23 protein-coding genes are annotated in these 21,093 nt (G+C 28.4%); 14 read left to right on the top strand and 9 right to left on the bottom strand.

Annotated features, from left to right (window positions below; genetic code table 11):
• The 5 genes from ABY863_RS04385 to ABY863_RS04365 all read right to left on the bottom strand — a co-directional run.
• The coding region (locus ABY863_RS04385; protein ID WP_372793048.1) for a phosphatase PAP2 family protein at window positions 1-482 on the bottom strand (482 nt) is incomplete at its 3' end.
• Between the two features lie 20 nt (window positions 483-502).
• Window positions 503-1,606: a peptidylprolyl isomerase gene (locus ABY863_RS04380; protein WP_372793047.1), complete on the bottom strand. Its 1,104-nt coding sequence runs from the start codon at window positions 1,604-1,606 to the stop codon at window positions 503-505.
• A 43-nt stretch (window positions 1,607-1,649) separates the two neighbouring features.
• Window positions 1,650-2,378 (bottom strand): FKBP-type peptidyl-prolyl cis-trans isomerase, encoded by a 729-nt coding sequence (locus ABY863_RS04375; RefSeq protein WP_372793046.1) that lies wholly within the window; start codon window positions 2,376-2,378, stop codon window positions 1,650-1,652.
• Window positions 2,365-2,910 carry a gliding motility-associated peptidyl-prolyl isomerase GldI gene (gene gldI, locus ABY863_RS04370; RefSeq protein WP_372793045.1) on the bottom strand — a complete coding sequence of 182 codons (546 nt, stop codon included), beginning with the start codon at window positions 2,908-2,910 and terminating at the stop codon, window positions 2,365-2,367. Before gldI ends, ABY863_RS04375 begins: the two co-directional genes overlap by 14 nt.
• Window positions 2,900-3,931, bottom strand: a complete 1,032-nt coding sequence (locus tag ABY863_RS04365) for a bifunctional oligoribonuclease/PAP phosphatase NrnA (RefSeq protein WP_372793044.1) — start codon at window positions 3,929-3,931, stop codon at window positions 2,900-2,902. The genes gldI and ABY863_RS04365 overlap by 11 nt, the downstream gene beginning before the upstream one ends.
• Before the next feature lie 83 nt (window positions 3,932-4,014).
• Here ABY863_RS04365 and ABY863_RS04360 point away from each other — a divergent pair, with 83 nt between their 5' ends.
• Window positions 4,015-5,055 (top strand): alkaline phosphatase D family protein, encoded by a 1,041-nt coding sequence (locus tag ABY863_RS04360; protein WP_372793043.1) that lies wholly within the window; start codon window positions 4,015-4,017, stop codon window positions 5,053-5,055.
• A 67-nt stretch (window positions 5,056-5,122) separates the two neighbouring features.
• Window positions 5,123-5,542 (top strand): nucleoside-diphosphate kinase, encoded by a 420-nt coding sequence (locus ABY863_RS04355; RefSeq protein ID WP_372793042.1) that lies wholly within the window; start codon window positions 5,123-5,125, stop codon window positions 5,540-5,542.
• Between the two features lie 164 nt (window positions 5,543-5,706).
• Here the strand turns inward: ABY863_RS04355 and ABY863_RS04350 are convergent, their stop codons facing one another.
• Window positions 5,707-6,003, bottom strand: a complete 297-nt coding sequence (locus tag ABY863_RS04350; RefSeq protein ID WP_372793041.1) for a DUF721 domain-containing protein — start codon at window positions 6,001-6,003, stop codon at window positions 5,707-5,709.
• Window positions 6,003-7,082 carry a DNA replication/repair protein RecF gene (locus tag ABY863_RS04345; protein WP_372793040.1) on the bottom strand — a complete coding sequence of 360 codons (1,080 nt, stop codon included), beginning with the start codon at window positions 7,080-7,082 and terminating at the stop codon, window positions 6,003-6,005. The genes ABY863_RS04350 and ABY863_RS04345 overlap by 1 nt, the downstream gene beginning before the upstream one ends.
• A 115-nt stretch (window positions 7,083-7,197) precedes the next feature.
• Between ABY863_RS04345 and ABY863_RS04340 the strand changes: the two genes are divergently transcribed.
• The 9 genes from ABY863_RS04340 to ABY863_RS04300 all read left to right on the top strand — a co-directional run bounded on the left by ABY863_RS04340 (window position 7,198) and on the right by ABY863_RS04300 (window position 16,295).
• Window positions 7,198-7,962, top strand: a complete 765-nt coding sequence (locus tag ABY863_RS04340) for a tol-pal system YbgF family protein (RefSeq protein ID WP_372793039.1) — start codon at window positions 7,198-7,200, stop codon at window positions 7,960-7,962.
• Between the two features lie 7 nt (window positions 7,963-7,969).
• Complete coding sequence (gene ribH / locus ABY863_RS04335) at window positions 7,970-8,449, top strand: 6,7-dimethyl-8-ribityllumazine synthase (RefSeq protein ID WP_372793038.1); 480 nt, start codon at window positions 7,970-7,972, stop codon at window positions 8,447-8,449.
• A gap of 58 nt (window positions 8,450-8,507) precedes the next feature.
• A complete protein-coding gene (locus ABY863_RS04330) occupies window positions 8,508-8,792 on the top strand; it encodes a riboflavin synthase subunit beta (RefSeq protein ID WP_372793037.1) in 285 nt (94 codons plus the stop codon).
• Window positions 8,793-10,607 (top strand): DNA mismatch repair endonuclease MutL, encoded by a 1,815-nt coding sequence (gene mutL / locus ABY863_RS04325; RefSeq protein ID WP_372793036.1) that lies wholly within the window; start codon window positions 8,793-8,795, stop codon window positions 10,605-10,607.
• 21 nt (window positions 10,608-10,628) lie between these two features.
• Window positions 10,629-11,369, top strand: coding sequence for a rhomboid family intramembrane serine protease (locus ABY863_RS04320; protein WP_372793035.1), 741 nt, complete (start codon window positions 10,629-10,631; stop codon window positions 11,367-11,369).
• Window positions 11,326-12,207: a rhomboid family intramembrane serine protease gene (locus tag ABY863_RS04315; protein WP_372793034.1), complete on the top strand. Its 882-nt coding sequence runs from the start codon at window positions 11,326-11,328 to the stop codon at window positions 12,205-12,207. The genes ABY863_RS04320 and ABY863_RS04315 overlap by 44 nt, the downstream gene beginning before the upstream one ends.
• A 6-nt stretch (window positions 12,208-12,213) precedes the next feature.
• Complete coding sequence (locus tag ABY863_RS04310; RefSeq protein WP_372793033.1) at window positions 12,214-13,224, top strand: endonuclease/exonuclease/phosphatase family protein; 1,011 nt, start codon at window positions 12,214-12,216, stop codon at window positions 13,222-13,224.
• 76 nt (window positions 13,225-13,300) lie between these two features.
• On the top strand, window positions 13,301-15,427 hold the full coding sequence (locus tag ABY863_RS04305; protein WP_372793032.1) for a DPP IV N-terminal domain-containing protein: 2,127 nt from the start codon (window positions 13,301-13,303) through the stop codon (window positions 15,425-15,427).
• A 79-nt stretch (window positions 15,428-15,506) separates the two neighbouring features.
• The gene (locus ABY863_RS04300) at window positions 15,507-16,295 is read left to right on the top strand and encodes an aldose 1-epimerase (protein WP_372793031.1); all 789 of its coding nucleotides are present in this window, start codon (window positions 15,507-15,509) and stop codon (window positions 16,293-16,295) included.
• 7 nt (window positions 16,296-16,302) lie between these two features.
• Here ABY863_RS04300 and ABY863_RS04295 read toward each other — a convergent pair whose 3' ends face one another.
• Window positions 16,303-17,538 (bottom strand): ABC transporter permease, encoded by a 1,236-nt coding sequence (locus ABY863_RS04295; protein WP_372793030.1) that lies wholly within the window; start codon window positions 17,536-17,538, stop codon window positions 16,303-16,305.
• Window positions 17,539-17,545: 7 nt separating this feature from the next.
• Here ABY863_RS04295 and ABY863_RS04290 point away from each other — a divergent pair, with 7 nt between their 5' ends.
• The 3 genes from ABY863_RS04290 (at window position 17,546) to ABY863_RS04280 (ending at window position 20,190) form a co-directional block, all read left to right on the top strand.
• A complete protein-coding gene (locus ABY863_RS04290; protein ID WP_372793029.1) occupies window positions 17,546-18,805 on the top strand; it encodes an exo-beta-N-acetylmuramidase NamZ domain-containing protein in 1,260 nt (419 codons plus the stop codon).
• 637 nt (window positions 18,806-19,442) lie between these two features.
• A complete protein-coding gene (locus ABY863_RS04285; protein WP_372793028.1) occupies window positions 19,443-19,949 on the top strand; it encodes a CAP domain-containing protein in 507 nt (168 codons plus the stop codon).
• A 52-nt stretch (window positions 19,950-20,001) separates the two neighbouring features.
• Window positions 20,002-20,190, top strand: a complete 189-nt coding sequence (locus tag ABY863_RS04280) for a hypothetical protein (RefSeq protein WP_372793027.1) — start codon at window positions 20,002-20,004, stop codon at window positions 20,188-20,190.
• A 389-nt stretch (window positions 20,191-20,579) separates the two neighbouring features.
• On the opposite strand, the gene ABY863_RS04275 is transcribed toward ABY863_RS04280, so the two are convergent.
• Entirely contained in the window at window positions 20,580-21,077 is a 498-nt protein-coding gene (locus ABY863_RS04275) for a YkgJ family cysteine cluster protein (RefSeq protein WP_372793026.1), read from the bottom strand.
• Window positions 21,078-21,093: the final 16 nt, after the last annotated feature.

Here is a 21,093-nt window from a genome sequence, read left to right as displayed (position 1 = left end):
TCTAAAGGAAAGTGAACTCCAATATAAACTCTACTATAGGCTACTAAAAATGCCCATAAAATTACTATTGGAAGCACATATTTTGAGTAAGATTTTAATAACATTCCAAAAAATATTGCTATCGCCATTGAATTGGCTGCATGTGCTGAAAAATAAGAATACAAACCTCCACATCTATTTCCAACCAATCTAATTAAATGCGAAATATGCTCATCATGGCAAGGTCTTAATCTTTTAAAACCATATTTAAATAAATTGCTTGTTTGATCTGAAATAGTAATAAATACAGCTACAAAAAGTATAGCAACTAATGTTTTTTTAATTCCGTATTTCTTATAAGTAAAAAAAAGTAAAAAAAAATACAATGGGATAGCGCTATATTTGTTGGTTACAAATAGCCAAAAACCATCCCATTGTACTGTTCCTAAATTATTTAAGTAAATTAGTAATTCTATGTCTTTATTTAAAATTGCATCTAACATAGTTACTAATCTTAATTTAATTATTGATTTGAGCCAACAACTTCAACCAATTCTAGTACAAAAACTAAATCGGTATCTGGTGGAATTACACCACCTGCTCCATGAGCACCGTAACCTAAATGAGAAGGTATAAATAGCATGGCTTTATCTCCAACTCTCATTTGTTGCAATCCCTCTCTAAAACCTGGAATTAAACGTGCTTCTGAACTATACTCTGTTGTAAATGGTGCATAACCATTTTTTTTATCTCTATCTTCATCATAAACATTATAAGCTATTGCAACATCTTTCATACTTGTATCAAATAACCTTCCATCAGTAAAATAACCTGCATAATTCACTTTTACATTTGAACCAATTACTGGAAATTCACCATTTTTAGTTTCAGTGATATAAATTTTTAAGCCCGAAGGTAATTCTGTAGCTTTTGCAGAATTTTTATCAAATTCTTTTAAAGATTTATCTGCAACTTGCTTAATTCTTTCTTCCTTTAAACTTTGCGCTTCAAAATATTTTAAAAACTCTTTATCTGCTTTAAAATTTTTGGCAGATTTACCAATTTTTATAATCTCAACTTTTTCAATTACATCATTTTGAACAATTGAATCAACAACTGATTGTCCATTAATAACATTCCCAAAAACGGTATGCTTTCCATCTAGCCAAGGAGTCTCTTTATGAGTGATAAAAAACTGACTTCCATTAGTAACCGGACCAGAATTTGCCATGGATAAAACACCTGGTTTATCATGTTTTAAAAACAATTGGCCTTGCTCATCTTTTGGAAATTCATCAATAAATTTATAACCAGGATTACCTTCTCCAGTACCTAAAGGATCACCTCCTTGAATCATAAAATCTTTTATAACTCTATGAAAAATAAGGCCATTGTAAAAAGGTTTTCCTTTTAAAGAATCAACAACCTGTTTATTTGTACCTTCTGCTAAAGAAACAAAATTAGCTACAGTAATGGGTGTTCTTTCAAATTCAAGTTTTAATAAAATTGATCCTTTATTAGTTTCCATGTTTGCATACAAACCATCAGCCAAATCAGCATATTTGGTTGGTTTACAAGAAACTGTAATTAACAAAAAAGTAACTATTAAAAATTTTACAGTTTTCATATTATTTTAAATTTTATGGAAAAACACAAATTATATAAGTTGCTTATTTTACAATTTCTAACAATTCAACTTCAAAAATTAATGTTGCAAAAGGTTTTATTGCTCCTCCTGGACGTGGTGTTGCTCCATAAGCCAATTCTTGAGGTATAAAAAATTTATATTTTGAACCTACATTCATTAATTGAAGTCCTTCAGTCCATCCTTTAATTACTCTATTTACACCAAATTCAGCAGGTGTTCCTTTATCAACAGAACTATCAAAAACAGTTCCGTCAATTAAAGTACCATGATAATGAACCTTTACTTTTGACGTTTCCAATGGTTTTTCTCCTGAACCTTCTTTTAAAACAATGTATTGCAAACCACTTTCAGTAACTTGAACTCCTTTTACAGATTTGTTATCTTCTAAAAATTTAATTCCCTCAGCTTTTAAGTCTCCAAATTCAGCTTCTGCTTTTTTTAAAGCATCTGCTTGTTGCTTTTCTCTCATTTCAACTTGTTTCTTTTGAAAAAATTCTCTTAATATTCCATCTATTTTATCTGCTTCAATTAAGATATTTGTTGAATCAATTCCACTTATAACACCTTGTATAAAAAGATCTTTATCAACATCTGCAAAATTTCCTTTCAATTTATTCGCAATATCAAGCCCTAAAACATAGCTTACTGTGTCATTTTCACTTTTTAAGGATTTTTTTGTAATTCCTTGACTATTACATGATACTACAGTTGAAACTAGTACAACAACGATTAAAAATTTAATTACTTTCATTTTTCTTTTTTATTTTAATTAATTGAACTTTATATATTAACGATTGATTAATATTTATTTTTTTTTGATCGCCCAAATATCCGAAAACTTTGTGAGATGGGAATAAAAAAGTAACAATTTCACCTTCATTCATCAATTTTAATCCATTTCTTAACCCTTCTATTATTTCTTGTTGATCTACAAAATATTTTTGTTCACCTATTTCTTCAGCAGTATAGATAATTGTATTATTTAAATCATAAACTTCATACGTATACAAAAGTTCATCTCCAAATTCAGGAACATATTCTGTTACATTTTTTTTATCAAATTTATACCAAAATCCATCTGATGAAGCTATATATGTATTTAAAGAATCTAATTCCATGAGGGCTTTAAATGCATTTTCTTCAGCCAAAATTATCGACTTATTCAAAGAAACTGATTCTTCCATAAAGGAAGACGTTTTTCTAACTACTGGCTTTCTTGCAACTGTGTTTCCACATGAAAACAATATAATTGAAATACCTAAAAGTAAAAAACTATGCTTCATAAGAATTTATTAATTCGTTTTTATAGTTAGGAAGCACACTTAAAAAGTTTGAAATTGTTGCTTCCATTGATAGTAATGACTTCCCTCCTGCTGCATTGTCATGGCCACCTCCATCAAAGTGTTCACGTGAAAATTTATTAACGGAAAAACTTCCTTTTGATCTCAATGAAATTTTAATAATTTGTTGTTCCACATCTTCAATAAAAATAACTGCAAAAATAACATCTTCTAAAGATAATGCGTAATTTACAACACCCTCAGTATCGCCTTTTTCATACTTAAATTCATTTAACTCTTGTTGACTTAATGTAATGTATGCTGTTTTAAGGTTTTCAATTACTACTAAATTACTTAAAGCACGCCCTAAAAGTTGTAATCTACCGTATGAATTTGTATCATAAACATTGTTGTGTATTTTGGCATTTTCGGCCCCTCTATCAATTAATTCAGCAACAATTCTATGTGTTGTGCTAGTTGTTGAAGGAAACCGAAATGAACCTGTATCCGTCATAATTCCTGCATATAAACAATTAGCAATATCAGCATTTATACTGTTTACATCCTCTAATTTTTCTAAAAAATGATACACCATTTGACAGGTTGAACAAATAGAAACATCAGAATATAAGTAGGTTGCAATATCATCTGGTTGTTGATGATGATCAATCATTATAAACGTACCTTTATAATCCTCTAACGTGTTTTGCATATCACTACCAACTCTATGCAAGGCATTAAAATCCAATAAAAAAATTATTGAAGCTTCCTCAATACAACTTTTCGATTGCCTATTTTGGGTATCAAATTTAAAAACTTCTTCAGTATCTGGTAACCACTTTAAAAAACTAGGATAATCATTTGGAGAGACTACAGTTGCTCTATGTCCTTTATTTTTTAAATAATGATACATTGCTAAACTAGCTCCAATTGCATCACCATCCGGGTTTCTATGTGGTACAATAACTATGTTTTTAGGCGTTGAAAGCAACGCTTTTACTTCCTTTATTTCATTTACATTCATAAGAAGCAAATATACAAATAATCCTATATTTTATTAGGTTAAGAATTGTATATTTGATTTGCAAAATTTTATCAATTGTAATAATGACTTATTTTAAAACCCTTTTCATCTTTCTTTTTGTAATCACGTCTTGTAAAACTGAACATAAACCAACTATTAAAATTTCAAATACTACAGAAGCTACTAATGGTTTTGTAATTGCTTTTGGATCTTGCAATAATCAAGTATTACCTAATACTTTTTGGCCTGAAATTAAAAAAAACAATCCTGATGTTTGGATTTGGGGAGGTGACGTCATTTATTCAGATACCCAAGATATGGCTTATTTAGAGCAAAATTATCTAAAGCAAAAAAACAATGTTGAGTATTCAAATTTCAGGAAAAATATTGAAATACTTGCCACTTGGGATGATCACGATTATGGTGTAAATGATGGTGGTATTGAGTATCCAAGAAAAGTAGAAGCTCAACAACTATTTTTAGACTTTATAGATGTTCCAAAAGAAGATGAAAGAAGAAAACAAGAAGGTATCTATTTTTCTAAAAATTATAGTTTAAATGAAACAATTATTAAAATTATTATTTTAGATACTCGTTATTTTAGAACAGCTCTAACTGATGATATTGAAACTAAAAGACGATACAAACCTAATACAAACAGTGATGGAACTATATTGGGAAAAACTCAATGGAAATGGTTAGAAAACCAACTTCAAAACTCGAAAGCATCCTACACAATTATTATGAGCAGCATCCAATTTTTATCTGCAGAACATGGTTTCGAAACTTGGGGAAATATGCCTCACGAAATAGAAAAATTTGAGAACCTCCTTATTTTAACAAAAACTAAAAATGCTATTATCCTTTCAGGAGATAGACATATTTCTGAGTTTTCGAAAAAAGAAATTGACAGTTTAAAGTATCCTCTTATAGATTTTACTTCTAGCGGGTTAACACATTCGTACTCAAATTTCAGTGAAGAACCAAATAAATTTAGAGTTGGAAATGTAGTTTCAGAAAAAAGTTACGGTATTTTAAAAATTGACTTAAAAACTGATACTGTAGTCCTAGAAATAAGAGGCGAGAACAACAAACTTTACGAAGCCTTTACTCAAAATTATTAACCGTAATTATAACTTTATATAGAAAATACTATATTTGCCCCGATTTTAAAAATTAAGATAAATAAAAATGGCAACAAATAGAACATTTACAATGCTTAAACCTGATTCAGTTGAAAAAGGATATACTGGAGCAATTTTAGAAAAAATAAATGCTGCAGGTTTTAGAATTGTAGCAATGAAAAAAACACAAATGACCGTAGCTGATGCTGAAGAATTTTATGCAGTTCACAGCGAACGCCCATTTTTTGGTGAATTGGTTGAGTTTATGACTCGTGGACCAATTGTAGCTGCAATTTTAGAAAAAGAAAATGCTGTTGAAGACTTTAGAGCTTTAATTGGAGCAACCAATCCAGCTGATGCTGCTGAAGGTACTCTTCGTAAATTATATGCTTCTTCAATGGGAGAAAATGCTGTTCATGGTTCTGATAGTGATGAAAACGCAGCTATTGAAGGTGCTTTTCATTTCTCAGGAAGAGAAATGTTTTAAGAGTTACCTTTAACAAAATACAAAAAACCGTTGTAATGCAACGGTTTTTTTATGTGTTTATCTCAATGAATTTTATTTAGCCATACTCTTATGTCATTCCTGCGAAGGGCAGGAATGACATAAGCATTTTTACAAAAAAATCGCAACTGTTTAATAATCAATTATTAGCTTAAAATAATTTTAGAAATTAAATCTTCACCTAATTCCTCATTCATCATTTTAATTATTTTTTCTTTACCATAACTTAATTCTTCTCTTAATACTGAAGATTTTAAATTTACGATTAAAGTATTTCTATTTAATTCTACTTTATTAGTATAAGAAACTACACCTTTCCCCATTAATTTAGCCCAAGCATCTTTAACCGATAATTGGTGCATTCCTTTTGTTAGCTTATTTTCTGAAATTACATCTTTCATTAAATCTTGAATAGAATGAAATTCATTTTGACGTTTTGCCATTATAATTGAAATATTTTATATGGTTGTTTTGTTGTTTTTACTACTTCTTCAGTACGTTCTCTATGTGTATCCGTTATAAATAATTGTCCAAATTCATTATTATTAACTAAATTAACTATTTGAGCAACTCTCAAATCGTCAAGCTTATCAAATATATCATCTAATAATAAAATTGGTTTTAGGTTAGACTGCTTTTTAATAAAATCAAATTGTGCTAATTTCAATGCAATTAAATAAGACTTTTGCTGACCTTGTGATCCGAATTTCTTTACAGGATAACCTTCAATTTCAAAAGTTAAATCATCTTTATGAATACCTGCACTTGTATATTGTAGGATTCTGTCTTTAGCTACATTTTGCGCAAGCAATTCTAAAAAACCAATTGAATCAAGTTGAGTTTTATAAACTAAATCAACTATTTCATAACTGCTAGAAATTACTTCATACCGCTTTTTAAATATTGGAATAAATTCTTCTAAAAAGGTTTTTCGCTTTTCATAAATAATAAGGCCATACCTTTCTAATTGTTCATCATAAACTTGTAAATTTAAAGCATCAAAAGCTCTATTTACTGCAAAAAATTTCAATAATGAATTACGCTGAGCCAAAACCTTATTATACTTAATAATGGTTTGTAAATATTGATTGTCTGATTGTGAAATTACATTATCTATAAATTTTCTACGTGTATCACTTCCGTCCGTAATTAAATCGCTGTCTGCTGGCGAAATAATAACCAAAGGTAAATAACCTATATGATCAGAAAATTTTTCATAAGCTTTCCCATTTCGTTTAACTACTTTTTTATTTCCACGTTTTAGGCTACATACAACAGTATCGGTTTTATCATTAATTTTATAGGCTCCTTCAATCATAAAAAACTCTTCTGAATGCCTAATATTTTGCGTAGCCACAGAATTAAAGTAACTTTTAGCAAAAGAAAGATAATATATAGCATCTAAAACATTGGTTTTTCCAACACCATTATTACCTACAAAACAATTGATTTTTTCCTGAAAATCAAACGTTTGTGATTCGAAATTTTTAAAATTTACTAAAGTAATTTTTTGTAAGTGCATCTATATTTTTTGAAAGTTTAAAATTATTGAAAATAAATGGGAATTTTGATATAATTGCATTTTCATTTTCCAATTAAAAAGGCTATTTTTGCGCCTACAAAATTAATTAGAATAAATGGCAACATATAAAAAAACAGGCAGTAAAGCAAAAAAAGATCAAAACAATACTGCAGAGCATTCAACAACAGCTGATGTTTTTAATACATTAGATGAAACAGCATCAAGATCTGAAAAATTCGTAATAAAAAACCAAAAAACAATATTTATTGTTTTAGGTTTGGTAGTGGCTTTAATCTTAGGTTATTTACCATATCAAAAATATATTAAAGCTCCAAAAGAAAAAGAAGCTGCAAATGAATTAGCATTTCCAAAAGCTTATTTTGAAGAAGCAAGCACTGGTTCTGTAGCAGTAGATTCTTTATATACATTGGCATTAAATGGTGCTGATGGAAAGCTAGGTTTTGTTGATGTTTCAAGTCAATATAGTGGAACCAAAGCAGGAAATTTAGCAAACTACTATGCTGGTATTTCTTATTTAAAATTAAAAAATTATAAAGAAGCGATTGAATATTTAGAGAAATTCTCTTCAGAAGATGAATTATTAGCTCCAACTGCAAAGGGTGCTATTGGTGATGCATTTGCTGATATTAACCAACCTGAAGATGCTTTAGATTACTATTTAAAAGCAGCTGATTTAAGAGATAATAATTTTTCAACTCCATTATTCCTTTTTAAAGCTGGAAATACAGCAATGGATTTGGAAAAATTCTCAAAAGCCTTAGAGCTATTCAATAGAATAAAAACTGATTATCCAAATTCTGATGAAGCAAAAAATATTGATATTCATATTAGTAGAGCAACCTATGCGTCTAAAAAATAAGAGGTAAATGGCTACAACAAATTTATCAAATTACGATAAAGCTACAATCCCAAACGCGAAGAGATTTCGGTTTGGGATTGTTGTTTCTGAATGGAATCCTGACATTACTGAAAACTTATATTTAGGTGCTGAACAAGCATTTATTGAGAATGGAGTAACTAAAGAAAATATTATTCGTTGGGATGTTCCTGGAAGTTTTGAACTTATCTATGGTTGCAAACGAATGATAGAAACCCAAAAATTAGATGCAATAATTGCTATTGGAAATGTAATTCAGGGTGAAACAAAACATTTTGATTTTGTTTGTGATGGCGTAACTCAAGGAATAAAAGATTTGAATATTAAATATGATATTCCTGTTGTTTTTTGTGTACTAACAGACAACACAAAACAGCAATCTATTGACCGTTCTGGTGGTAAACACGGAAATAAAGGAATAGAATGTGCTATTGCAGCTATTAAAATGGCAGCTTTAAGAGAGTTTTAACAGACTTCTTATTCACAAAACTTGACCACAACTTCAGAATTCAGTATTTTTGACTATTATGGGAATTTTAAGAAAACGCACAAATAAAAAATTTGACTACAAGCCTAGATATTTTAGTGGTGATGGAAACCCGTATAAAATAGGTCATAAATTTGATGATTTTAGAACTACTGTTGGTGAAAATAAAGGTTTAAAAGAAAAATTTAAATCGGCTTTTAAAGAAAGTGAAAATTCAGAAAATAAAGGTTTTAATAAAACAATTTTAATTATTATTGCTATATTAACCTTCATATTTTTATACATTATTGATTTCGATTTATCAATTTTCAAGAAACCTTTTTAAATGCCAGATATTATTCAGTTACTACCCGACCATGTTGCTAATCAAATTGCAGCAGGTGAAGTTGTGCAACGACCAGCTTCAGTAGTAAAAGAATTACTTGAAAATGCTATTGATGCAGAAGCTTCAAATATCAAATTAATTATAAAAGAAGCTGGCAAAATACTCATCCAAGTTATTGATAACGGTAAAGGAATGAGTATTACTGATGCCCGACTTAGTTTTGAGCGCCACGCAACTTCAAAAATAAAAAAGGCAGAAGATTTATTTAATTTACACACCAAAGGTTTTAGAGGCGAAGCATTAGCTTCAATTGCTGCCATTGCACATGTTGATTTAAAAACGAAGCAAGAAAACCAAGAATTAGGAACTTACATTAAAATTGAAGGCAGTAACCTAATTTTTCAGGAAAATGTTTCAACTCTAAAAGGAACTTCAGTAGCTGTTAAAAATTTATTTTACAACATTCCAGCACGAAGAAATTTCTTAAAATCAAACAGCATAGAAACGCGTCATATTATCAATGAATTTCAACGAGTTGCTTTAGCGCATCCAACTATTTCATTTTCATTTTATCACAATGAAAGTGAAGTTTATAATTTAACTTCGGGTAATTTACGCCAACGTATTGTTTCCATTTTTGGTAAAAAAACGAATGAAAAATTAGTTCCTATCAATGAAGTAACAGATGTTCTTGAAATTAACGGATTTATAACAAAGCCCGAATTTGCAAAGAAAAAAAGAGATGAACAGTTCTTTTTTGTGAATGACCGCTTTATTAAAAACGCTTATTTAAATCATGCCGTTTCAAGTGCTTTTGAAAGTTTACTTTCAAATGGTTATTTTCCAACCTACTTTTTATATTTAACAGTCCCAACTAAAAGTATAGATATAAACATTCATCCAACAAAAACAGAAATTAAATTTGATGATGAAAAAACATTATATGCTATATTACGTTCTACGGTAAAGCATAGTTTAGGTCAATACAATGTTGCTCCAATTCTTGATTTTGACAGAAGCGCTTCATTTGACACACCATATAATTATAAAGATAAAAAATCTGAAACTCCAAAAATTACAGTAAATCACGATTTTAATCCCTTTAAAAATGAGGAACAAAAATCTATTCAGTTTCCATACAAACGTGAAAAATCACAACAATGGGAAAGTTTATATACTGGAATTGATTTACATAAAATTGAAGTTGAAGCTGAAACCATTCCTAATTTATTGTTTTCAGATGACAAACCAAATAGCAAAACATATCAGGTTCATAAAAAATATATAGTAAGTAGCATTAAATCTGGAATTGTATATATCAATCAGCATTTAGCGCATCAACGTATTTTATATGAAGAATTTTTAGAAAATATAACCGTTAAAGAAGCGTTGAGCCAACAATTATTGTTTCCTTTAGAAATTTCATTTAATAAAAGTGATATTGAATTAATAAGAGAAATTAAAGATGATTTACAGAGTGTTGGCTTTTTATTTGATAAAATTTTAGAGGATTCAATTGTAGTAAATGGTATTCCTGTGACTATTATAGAAAGCCAAATTACCATTATAATTGAACAATTATTAGAAGATATTAAAAATGATATACCAAATGCAAGCTTTAGCCAACTTGATGTAATGGCAAAAAGTTTAGCAAAAAGTTTAGCCATTAAAACAGGCACAAAATTAGATTTAAGAGAACAAGAAGAAATTGTAAATAAATTATTTATTTGCAAACAACCTGATTTATCTCCTTTTGGAAAGACTACTTTTGTTACAATAGATATTGATGAAATTGATAAAAAATTTAACAATTAACCTTGTTAACTATTAAAAATTATGGGAAGAATTACTGAAGCTGTTAAACATTTAATAATTATAAATGTTCTATTTTTTGCTGCAACATACCTAATGCCAAATTTAAATTTACACAGTTTATTTGCATTGTATTTTCCTGAAAATCCAAATTTCGGATTTTGGCAATTTCTTACACATATGTTTATGCATGGTGGATTTACTCACATTCTATTTAACATGTATGGTTTATGGGCATTTGGAACACCTTTAGAACAAATGTGGGGCCGAAATAAATTTTTATTCTTCTATTTTTCTGCAGGTTTAGGTGCTGGAGCCATTTATACATTGGTAAATTATTATCAGTTTGATAATGTATATGATCAACTGGTTAATATTGGGTTATCTGGAAGTGATATTCAAAACATATTAAACACAGGAAGCTATAATAATCAAATTTTAGAACACGTATCTGCGGATAATTTGAATGACTTTTATGCTACATATCACACTCCTGCTGTTGGTGCATCTGGAGCTATTTATGGAGTTTTAGTTGCTTTCGGTTTATCGTTCCCAAATGCTAAATTGGCATTGATATTTTTACCTGTTCCAATAGCTGCAAAATATTTTATACCTGCTTTAATTGCGCTAGATTTATTTTCTGGAGTAACAGGATTCTCCTTGTTTGGAGGTGGTATTGCTCACTTTGCCCACGTTGGTGGGGCTTTAATAGGATTTATAATTGCTTGGTACTGGAAACAAAACCAATTTAAACGCTGGAACTAAATTGAATATTTTAAACGACATAAGGTACGCTTTTAACAAAGCAAATATCACTGAAAAAATAATTTACATCAATGTATTTTTATTTTTAATAACGGTATTACTCAATAAATATGTTATTGAATGGTTTGCACTACCATCAAATTTAGAGAGTTTTTTATACAAACCTTGGACGTTAATCTCCTACTCTTTTATACATCAAAACCTATTTCATGTATTATCTAACCTATTAGTCTTGTACTATATAGGAAACTTATTTTTAAACTTTTTTACTCAAAAACAATTTTTAAATTTTTACTTTTTAGGAGGAATTTTTGGGGGAATTGTGTTTTTAGGATACTATTATTTTATTGATAAAACGGCTGCATTACCTTTAGCAGGAGCTTCTGCAGCTGTAACTACTATTTTTATAGCCATTGCAACTAAAATTCCACGCTATGCCATTCAGCTTCGTTTTATTGGAAGTGTAGAATTATGGGTTTTGGCTGCTGTTTGGGTAGTTTTAAGTATTTTACAATTGGCAAATCCCGATAAAGGAAGTGGAATTGCACATTTAAGTGGTGCCATTTTTGGCTATATATATGCAACACAACTAAATAAAGGAAATGACATTGGCAGATGGTTTGAAGCAGTGATTAATTATTTCACCAACCTATTTAAACCTAAAAAGAAATCGCCCTTTAAAGCCGTTTACAAAACTAAAAGTAAAACATCAACACAAGATGTTTCTAAAACCAGACAACGAAAAATTGATGATATTCTAGATAAAATAAGTAAATCTGGTTATGAAAGTTTATCACAAGAAGAAAAAGACTTTTTATTTAGGGCTGGAAAAAATTAGCATTTTATGAAAAAATTATCTTGGTTCGATAAATTAATAGCTGTTGTAAACTCACTTTTTGCAATGGTCTTATTATTTTCATTTTTAAGCTATTATATTTCACCAAACACCATTTCATTTATCTCATTTTTAAGTCTTTCACTTCCTGTCTTAATTCTTATAAACCTACTATTTGTAATTTACTGGTTCTTAAAATTAAAACGTCAATTTTTAATCTCAATAATCATATTACTAATTGGATTTCAGTATATTACAAAATTATATTCTTTTAACGAAAAAAAGATTTTGTTAAGTACAGATCTAAAAATAATGAGTTATAATGTACGAATGTTTAATATTTATAACTGGATTGATGAAGAAAATATAGATCAAAAAATTTATAATTTTATCAATGAAAAAGAACCTGATATTTTATGTTTACAAGAATTCAATCCTACCATAAAAATTGGATTTAAATTTCCTTATAAATACATAAAAGCCAGTAAAAAAAGCAAACTATTTGGACATGCAATTTTTTCGAAATATAAAATTATAAATTCTGGTTCATTAGATTTTTTAAATAGCAGCAATAATGCCATTTTTGTGGATATTATTAAAAATAAAGATACTATGAGAGTTTATAATGTTCATTTAGAATCTTTAAGTATTAATCCGAAAGAAGATTATTTTAATCAGGAAAATTCTGAAAAATTGAGAATTAGAGTTGATAAAGCATTTAAAAAACAAGCAGATCAAGCTGAATTAATTATTCAACATCAAGAAAAAATAACTCATAAATCAATCATTTGTGGTGATTTTAACAATAATGCTTTTTCTTGGGTTTATCATACATTAAAAAATGGTAAAAATGACGCTTTTGAAGTTGCGGGTGAAGGATTTGGAAAATCATACAATCATAAATTTCCGCTGCGTATAGATTTTATTTTGGCAGATGAAAAGATTGAAATCAATAATTTTAAAACATTTGAGGTTAATTATTCCGATCATTATCCTATTATGGCTCGCTTGAATTTTTAAGTTTACAACTGATTTAGATCAGTAAATACATACTATATTTAATTAACTTTGTTACTCAATACAAAAAAACAAAATAATGAAACAACTATTTTCTTTTCTATTTTTATGCACCTTCTTTTTAGGTTTTTCTCAACAACAAAATCTATCAGTAGATGATGCTGTTTTAGGCTATTATAAAGGATTGTATCCTTCATCATTACAAAACTTAAAATGGGTAAACAATTCAGATATTTATGTTTCTCAAAAAGAAAACGAGTTGCTATTTACTGATGCGAAAACAGCTAAAATTATTAAAAAAATCTCATTTGAGGAACTTCAAAAAACATATCCTACTTTAAAACGATTTCCACGTTTACAAGAAATTTCAACTACTGATTTCACTTTCAGCAATGAAAATTCTATTGAAGTTTATAATTATATAAACAAGTCAAAAAGTGTAACCGTATTATTTGAGGAAGCAGCTCAAAACAATGAGTACAATTCAAACGCAAAAGCAATTGCATACACGCTAGATAATAATTTATTTATTGGAACAGCTTCAAACCCAAAAGTTACAGTTACTTCAATTGAAAACAAAAATATTGTTTCAGGACAAGCAATTCACAGAAGTGAATTTGGAATTGTAAAAGGTACATTCTGGAGCCCGAAAGGGACTTATTTAGCATTTTATCAAAAAGATGAAAGCAATGTTTCAGATTATCCATTAGTTGACATTACTACCTACCCTGCTTCTTTAAAAAATATTAAATATCCAATGGCCGGACAAGGAAGTGAAAAAGCTAAAATTGGTATTTTTAATATAAATACAGAAGAAACTACATACTTAGATATTGATACTTCTGACGAGCATTATTTAACAAATTTATCATGGACACCAGATGAAAAATATTTGCTGGTTGCAGAAATTAACAGAGGTCAAAATCACGTTTGGTATAATAGGTATAGTGTTGAAACTGGAAAAAAAATAAACACGCTTTTTGAAGAAACCAACGATAAATGGACTGAACCTGAATTTGATGCAGTTTTCTTACCTAATTCATCTACTGAATTTCTTTGGCTGAGTGAACGTGATGGTTTTATGAATTTATATGAATACACAACCGAAGGAAAATTGGTAAAACAAGTTACTAATTTCAAGTGGGTAGTTACTGGTATTTTAGGTTTTGATACGAAAGGACAAAACGTTTACATTACAGGAACTGGTAATGATGCTCGGGAATCACACACATTTAAAGTAAACTTAAAATCTGGAAAATATATCCAACTAACAAAAACAAATGGAACACATTCCACACAATTAAGTACTGATGGAAATTATTTAATTGATGCATACAGTAGTTTAACAATTCCAAATAATATTGAAATTATAGATTCTAAAAAATTAAAAATAACTTCAATTTTCACTGCTGAAAATCCACTAAAAGATTACAAATTAGGTGCAACTGAATTCATAACTCTTAAAGGAGTTGATGGAACTGATTTATATGCTAAAATTACAAAACCAGCAGATTTTGATGCTTCAAAAAAATATCCTGTTTTAGTGTATGTTTATGGTGGTCCACATGCTCAATTAGTCACTAATTCATGGTTAGGTGGTTCAAGTTTATGGATGCCTGCTTTTGCAACTGCCGAAAATTATATTGTATTTACCTTAGACAATAGAGGTTCAGCCAATAGAGGTTTTGCTTTTGAAAGTATTATTCATAGAAATCTAGGAAATGCTGAAGTTGAAGATCAATTAACAGGTATTGAATATTTAAAATCATTAGATTTTGTTGACAGTTCTAGAATTGCAGTAAATGGCTGGAGTTATGGTGGTTTTATGACTACCAGTTTAATGCTACGAAATTCAGGAGTATTTACAACCGCTGTAGCTGGAGGTCCTGTAACTGATTGGAAATATTATGAAGTGATGTATGGAGAGCGTTATATGGATACGCCTCAAGAAAATCCAGAAGGTTATGAGAAAGCAAAAGTGCATAATTATCTTAAAAACTTAGAGGGAAAACTATTAATTATACACGGAAGTGTAGATCCAACAGTGGTTCCTCAGCACAGTATGACTTTATTGCAAGAAGCGGTAAAACAAAAAGTACAAATCGACTTTTTTACATATCCAATGCATGAACACAATGTACGCGGGGTTGATAGAGTTCATTTAGTTAAGAAAATGACGGAATATATTGTTGAGAATAATAAATAATTCTATTATACATAGAACTTAAAAGCCCTAACATAATTTTATATTTGTTAGGGCTTTTTTTAAATTAAATTGAATAGTTATGAATTTAATGAGTGCAGATAAAAATTCAATTGTTAAAATTGAACAAGGTGAATTAATTAGTTACCAAAAAAATGGAGAAGAATTAATACATCAAAAAGGAAATCCTGGTTGGAGAAATTCAGATACAGAAATGTTTCCAATTATTGGCCCAACTGAAACCAACAATTTTATAGTTTCAACACCAAAAGGAAATTACAGTCAAGATCAGCACGGACTTTTAAGAGAACTACAGTATTTCATTAAAAATCAAATAGAAAACTCTGGTTCTTTCCTAAAAAAATATGTTGCCTATTCAGCCATTGAAAACTCTAAATATCCTGAAAAATCTTCTGCTAGATTACTGTCTTGGCCTTATAATTTTTCGTTCATAAAAACATATGTCTTAACAAATGAATCTTTAAAAATTTCGTTTGAAATTGAAGCAGAAAAAGGAATGCCGTTTATGCTGGGTTACCATCCTGCTTTTATGCTAAGTAATAATTTAGATGAAATTGTAAAATCTGAAAAACAAGAAATAACTATACCTCAAATAATAAAAGGCGGTTCTAAAGCCTTTCCTATTTTAAATACTAATGAAATTACTTTAGTTAAAAAAATCGGCTACAATATTAAACTTAAAACTGAAGGATTTAACAACTTTATGCTGTGGACAGAGGTTTCTAATATGCTTTGTATAGAGCCAATAACTGCATATCCATATATTGGTAAAGAAATGCTTACAAAAGAGTTGTTTAATATTTCAGAAGGAAAAAATACTTTTACGGTAACTGTAACACCATTTAAATAATAATCAATTATTCAAACTTTATTGATTTTGACGGACTTATTTTTGAAACTACAATTGAAGGAATAATTAGCATTAATAAACACAAAAGAAGCGTTCCTATGTTTAAAAGAAGAATATACCCAAAATCTAAATATATAGGAACCGTTTTTACATAATATGTTTCAGGATTTAAGGTAACCAACCCCAAATATTTTTGAAGTAATAAAACTGTTAAACCAATTAAATTCCCCCAAAACAAGCCTCTTAAAATTAAATAACCGGCATTGTATAAAAATACTTTGCGAATACTAATATTATTACTCCCAAGTGCTTTTAATATTCCAACCATTTGAGTTCTTTCTAAAATTAGCACTAATAAAGCTGTAATCATATTAATACCTGCAACTAATATCATAATAGCTATTATAATATAAATATTTGTATCAAATAAACCAATCCACTCAAATATGGCTGGGTATTTTTCTATAATACTTTGGCTGTTTAGCGTTGATGCTGTTTGTTCATATACTTCCTGACTTTTTTCATCAATGGCATCAAAATCAGTTATAAAAACTTCAAAGCCACCAACTTCATCTTCATTCCAATTATTCATTTTTTGGATATGCTTAATATCCGCTATTACAAAATTCTCGTCAAAATCTTGAAAACCAGAATTATATATTCCAACAACTTTTACCACCCGTAGCCAAGGTGCTTTAGATGGATCGTCTTTTACAAAAAGAATATTAAACTCATTGCCTAACTTAATATTTAACCTCTTAGAAATTTCGCTTGAAATTAAAACATCAAAAGACACTTCATTTGTATAATTTGGTAACTCGCCTTCAATCAAATATTCTTTAAAAAAAGTCCAATCGTAATCACTTGAAACTCCTTTAAAAATAATTCCCTCAAAATCGGTTTCTGTTCTAATAATACCAGCTTTTGTCCCAAAAACCTGAACATTCTTAATACCACTAACATTGTTGAATTTAGGATAGAAATCTTGCTTTATTGAAACAGGGTTTAAAGTAATTTCAGAATTATTATTATCAAAATTTGTAATTTGTATATGACCGTTAAAGCCTGATAGTTTTTCACGTATTTTTTGTTGCAAACCAACACCTGTAGAAATGGCAATCATCATAATAACCATACCAATGGCAATTGCTATAATTGCTATTTTTATTATTGGTGAAGATATACTACTTTTATACTGTTTTGCAGCAATAATGCGTTTTGCAATAAATAATTCGTAATTCAATTTATCTATGATTTCTTATTCGTTCAAAAATACATATTTCTTATTGGTTTTTTTATTCTTTTTTAGTTTGATTTCTTGTGGGCAATCTAAATCTTCAAAATTACAAGTTCAAGAAGTTTCAGTTTTAGAAATTTTACCGGGAGCACAACAAACAAATTTGTATTTAAAACTCTTAGCTTCAAAAAATGTTGCTGTGGTTGCAAATCAAACTTCTGTGATTTTTAAAAGTGAAAAAATAAAAAATAAAAAAGATTACAGAATAGAGAATATAAATTACACGCATGTTGTTGATTCATTACTTAGTTTAAAAATAAACGTTTCAAAAGTATTTTCACCAGAACATGGCTTTAGAGGAGATGCGGATGCTGGTGAAAAAGTTATTGATGGATTAGATGCAAAAACAGGAATCCCAATTGTTTCGCTTTACGGAAGCAATAAAAAACCTTCCAAAGAACAATTAAAAGGTATTGATGTAGTTGTTTTTGATATTCAAGATGTTGGCGTGCGTTTTTATACTTATATATCTACACTTCATTACGTAATGGAAGCGTGTGCTGAACAAGGAATTACTGTAATAGTTTTAGACAGACCAAATCCAAATGGACAGTATATTGATGGTCCAACATTAGAAATGGAACATACCAGTTTTGTTGGAATGCACCCAATACCAGTTGTATATGGAATGACCATTGGTGAATATGCACAAATGATAAATGGCGAACATTGGCTTCAAAATAATATTAAATGTGATTTAACTGTGATCCCATTAAAAAATTACAATCATAGCAATTCATACAGTTTACCTATTAAACCATCCCCAAATTTACCAAATGATAAGGCTATTAATTTATACCCTAGTTTGTGCTTTTTTGAAGGAACTAATGTGAGCGTTGGACGTGGAACTGAAAAACAATTTCAAATTTTTGGTTCACCATTTATGAAACCAGCTACACTTAATTTTTGTTTTACACCCCAACCAAATAATGGAGCAAAACACCCAATGCATGAAAATATAGAATGTTGTGGTTTTGATTTAAGCAATATTGAAAATCTTTCAAAAATTGAATTATCTTATTTAATTGAAGCTTATTCCTTAACAAAAGACAAAAGTAAATTTTTTAATAACTTTTTTACTAGACTAGCTGGTACCACTAAATTGCAAGAACAACTAGAAAATAATACTTCAACTGAAGAAATTTACGCTTCTTGGAAACCGAAAATTGAGAAATTTAAAAAAATTAGATTAAAATATGTATTATATGAATAAAAAATATTTCTTTAATCTTATCAAAATAAGGCTATAAGTCATAAATAAAAATCTTTAGTCCTGCTTCTTTAGGTCATTTAAAAAAATAATTCTTTTATCAGTTATATACAAATAACCGATACTCTTTAAAAATAATATACAGTACTTCTATTTATATAATAATAAGATTGCTAATTTTTAAATCGCTTTTTTTAAGTAATGAAATTGTATTATTAACCTGCTAAACATAAAAAAGGTATAAATAAATTAATTTATTAATTCACCTTATTAATAAGTATTCAATTATTAAAAATAGCTATCAAATTAATTCAATTACATACGTTTAATTTCTATATTTAACTTAAAAAAATAGTGTTATATACAATTTTTTGTGTCAATTATCATCAATAAAGCATAAGTTTTCATCAATAAATAATAAAAATCACTTCACCTAAACCCTTTTGTTTCAAAACGATAAATGGTATGCTTTTAAAAACAAATAGGTGTTTTTTGTAAATAAATGGTAAATTATTTTGATTTTTATTTGTTTTATAAGTTTTTATTTGTACATTTATACTATAATTAAAAAGATATATAAACTCTATAACCTCAAAGTAAATAAATCAACCCTAAAAATTTAATCCCATAACCCCAAAAAATGAAAACTCTACTCTTAACCCTCGTATCTTTAATTCTATTAAGTTCAGTTTTATTTTCTTGCTCTAAAGAAGATGATGGCATTTATTTTAATGAAAACACTGAAGTAATAAACACTACTAATGTAACCTATTCAACTATAGAAACTGAAATATTAAATTTAGTAAATGAACACAGAACCAATATGGGTTTAACCTCTCTAATTTCATTAAACATAATTTCAGGTGTTGCTGATGGTCATACAAGTTATATGATTGAAGTAAATCAAGTAAACCATGATAACTTTGCTCAAAGATCTCAAACACTCATAAATGAAGCCAATGCAAAATCTATTGGGGAAAATGTAGCTTATGGATTTACTACTGCACAAGGTGTACTTAACGGTTGGCTAAATAGTGAAGAACATAGAAAAATAATTGAAAATCCAGACTATACACATTTTGGAATTTCAACAGACTCTAATAATGAAAATAAAAACTATTTTACTCAGATTTTCATAAAAAAATAAATTCTGAATTAAGAACTTAAGTTACTATTTCAACCCCTATAAAACAAAAATTATGAAATCAGCTATATCAAATCAAATTCGCAAGGAAACATATTTAAAAGTTGTTAAAAATAATGTTAATAACACAACAACTTTAAAATCTAACATTAACAGAATTTATATCAATACTTTAATGCCAGGGTTTAATTATATTGATAATGTAGGTAATTTAATTACGCCAAGAAATTGTGCTTTAATATAATTTTATTAGGTTAACTAAAATGTTGTTGTCCTCACAATGGTAGTATTTATAGAAAAAAGTTAAACCGAAGTCCCCACAACGGTTAGTCTAAAAAATTAATCAGCTCAAAAAATAATTAGAAGGCATTCCTAATATAATGCCTTTAACTTAAAATATAATTTTTATTGAATATCAGGGAAGTATATTTAGTATTTGTAAGGGGTTACAGATATTAATGTTGCTTCCCTCTTTTTTTATAAAAATATAATTTAGTAAACCTCTACTTAAAGATTACAAATGTGGTTACTTAATATTCAGTTAACTTCCCCCTACAAAAAAATGAGAAGAACATCACATATCCCAATTAAATACATTTAAGTAAAATATTATAAAAAAGATTTATCAGAAAATTAAACAGGTAACTTAATTTTTAAAGCTTCAATAATATTATAAACAGCTGGGCAAATTTCAGTATTCTTCAAAGTTAAATCAGATATTTGGATAAATTTACGTCGGTTAGTATGTGGATATTCACTACAAGCTTTTGGTCTAACTCCATAAATAGAACAAGAATTATCTTCTAAATCTAAAAAAGTACATGGAGCAGTTTTTAAAACATAAAAATCATCTGCATCTCTATCTAAATACTGTGATATAAAATTTACCACTTTCATTTTTAAATGTTTAGAAATACGCTGAATATCTTTTTCAGTAAATATTGGACTCGTAGTTTTACAACAATTCCCACAAGTTAAACAATCAGTTTTTTCAAACTCATTGTCGTGCAATTCCTGCATTACTAAATCCAAATTTTTAGGTGTTCTCTTTCTTAATTTTGAAAAATATTTTTTACTTTCTACTAATTTTTCTTTTGCTAATTCAGGTAACTCCTTTAAGAACACTTCCATTTTTTTAATTTAACCA

The sequence above is a fragment of the Lutibacter sp. genome (assembly GCF_041562875.1).
In the GTDB taxonomy this organism is placed as follows: Bacteria; Bacteroidota; Bacteroidia; order Flavobacteriales; family Flavobacteriaceae; genus Lutibacter.
The sequence above is the reverse complement of the archived record's forward strand: the minus strand, read 5'-3'. Positions and strand labels throughout refer to the sequence as shown.

What these genes read in the sequence shown, in the direction of transcription:
- ribH (WP_372793038.1), top strand. Translation starts at nt 7,970, where the DNA reads ATGGCTACAACAAATTTATCAAATTACGATAAAGCTACAATCCCAAAC.
- ABY863_RS04280 (WP_372793027.1), top strand. Translation starts at nt 20,002, where the DNA reads ATGAAATCAGCTATATCAAATCAAATTCGCAAGGAAACATATTTAAAA.
- ABY863_RS04380 (WP_372793047.1), bottom strand. Translation starts at nt 1,606, where the DNA reads ATGAAAACTGTAAAATTTTTAATAGTTACTTTTTTGTTAATTACAGTT.
- ABY863_RS04330 (WP_372793037.1), top strand. Translation starts at nt 8,508, where the DNA reads ATGGGAATTTTAAGAAAACGCACAAATAAAAAATTTGACTACAAGCCT.
- mutL (WP_372793036.1), top strand. Translation starts at nt 8,793, where the DNA reads ATGCCAGATATTATTCAGTTACTACCCGACCATGTTGCTAATCAAATT.
- gldI (WP_372793045.1), bottom strand. Translation starts at nt 2,910, where the DNA reads ATGAAGCATAGTTTTTTACTTTTAGGTATTTCAATTATATTGTTTTCA.
- ABY863_RS04275 (WP_372793026.1), bottom strand. Translation starts at nt 21,077, where the DNA reads ATGGAAGTGTTCTTAAAGGAGTTACCTGAATTAGCAAAAGAAAAATTA.
- ABY863_RS04305 (WP_372793032.1), top strand. Translation starts at nt 13,301, where the DNA reads ATGAAACAACTATTTTCTTTTCTATTTTTATGCACCTTCTTTTTAGGT.
- ABY863_RS04345 (WP_372793040.1), bottom strand. Translation starts at nt 7,082, where the DNA reads ATGCACTTACAAAAAATTACTTTAGTAAATTTTAAAAATTTCGAATCA.
- ABY863_RS04285 (WP_372793028.1), top strand. Translation starts at nt 19,443, where the DNA reads ATGAAAACTCTACTCTTAACCCTCGTATCTTTAATTCTATTAAGTTCA.
- ABY863_RS04365 (WP_372793044.1), bottom strand. Translation starts at nt 3,931, where the DNA reads ATGAATGTAAATGAAATAAAGGAAGTAAAAGCGTTGCTTTCAACGCCT.
- ABY863_RS04310 (WP_372793033.1), top strand. Translation starts at nt 12,214, where the DNA reads ATGAAAAAATTATCTTGGTTCGATAAATTAATAGCTGTTGTAAACTCA.
- ABY863_RS04340 (WP_372793039.1), top strand. Translation starts at nt 7,198, where the DNA reads ATGGCAACATATAAAAAAACAGGCAGTAAAGCAAAAAAAGATCAAAAC.
- ABY863_RS04350 (WP_372793041.1), bottom strand. Translation starts at nt 6,003, where the DNA reads ATGGCAAAACGTCAAAATGAATTTCATTCTATTCAAGATTTAATGAAA.
- ABY863_RS04375 (WP_372793046.1), bottom strand. Translation starts at nt 2,378, where the DNA reads ATGAAAGTAATTAAATTTTTAATCGTTGTTGTACTAGTTTCAACTGTA.
- ABY863_RS04320 (WP_372793035.1), top strand. Translation starts at nt 10,629, where the DNA reads ATGGGAAGAATTACTGAAGCTGTTAAACATTTAATAATTATAAATGTT.
- ABY863_RS04290 (WP_372793029.1), top strand. Translation starts at nt 17,546, where the DNA reads ATGATTTCTTATTCGTTCAAAAATACATATTTCTTATTGGTTTTTTTA.
- ABY863_RS04360 (WP_372793043.1), top strand. Translation starts at nt 4,015, where the DNA reads ATGACTTATTTTAAAACCCTTTTCATCTTTCTTTTTGTAATCACGTCT.
- ABY863_RS04355 (WP_372793042.1), top strand. Translation starts at nt 5,123, where the DNA reads ATGGCAACAAATAGAACATTTACAATGCTTAAACCTGATTCAGTTGAA.
- ABY863_RS04300 (WP_372793031.1), top strand. Translation starts at nt 15,507, where the DNA reads ATGAATTTAATGAGTGCAGATAAAAATTCAATTGTTAAAATTGAACAA.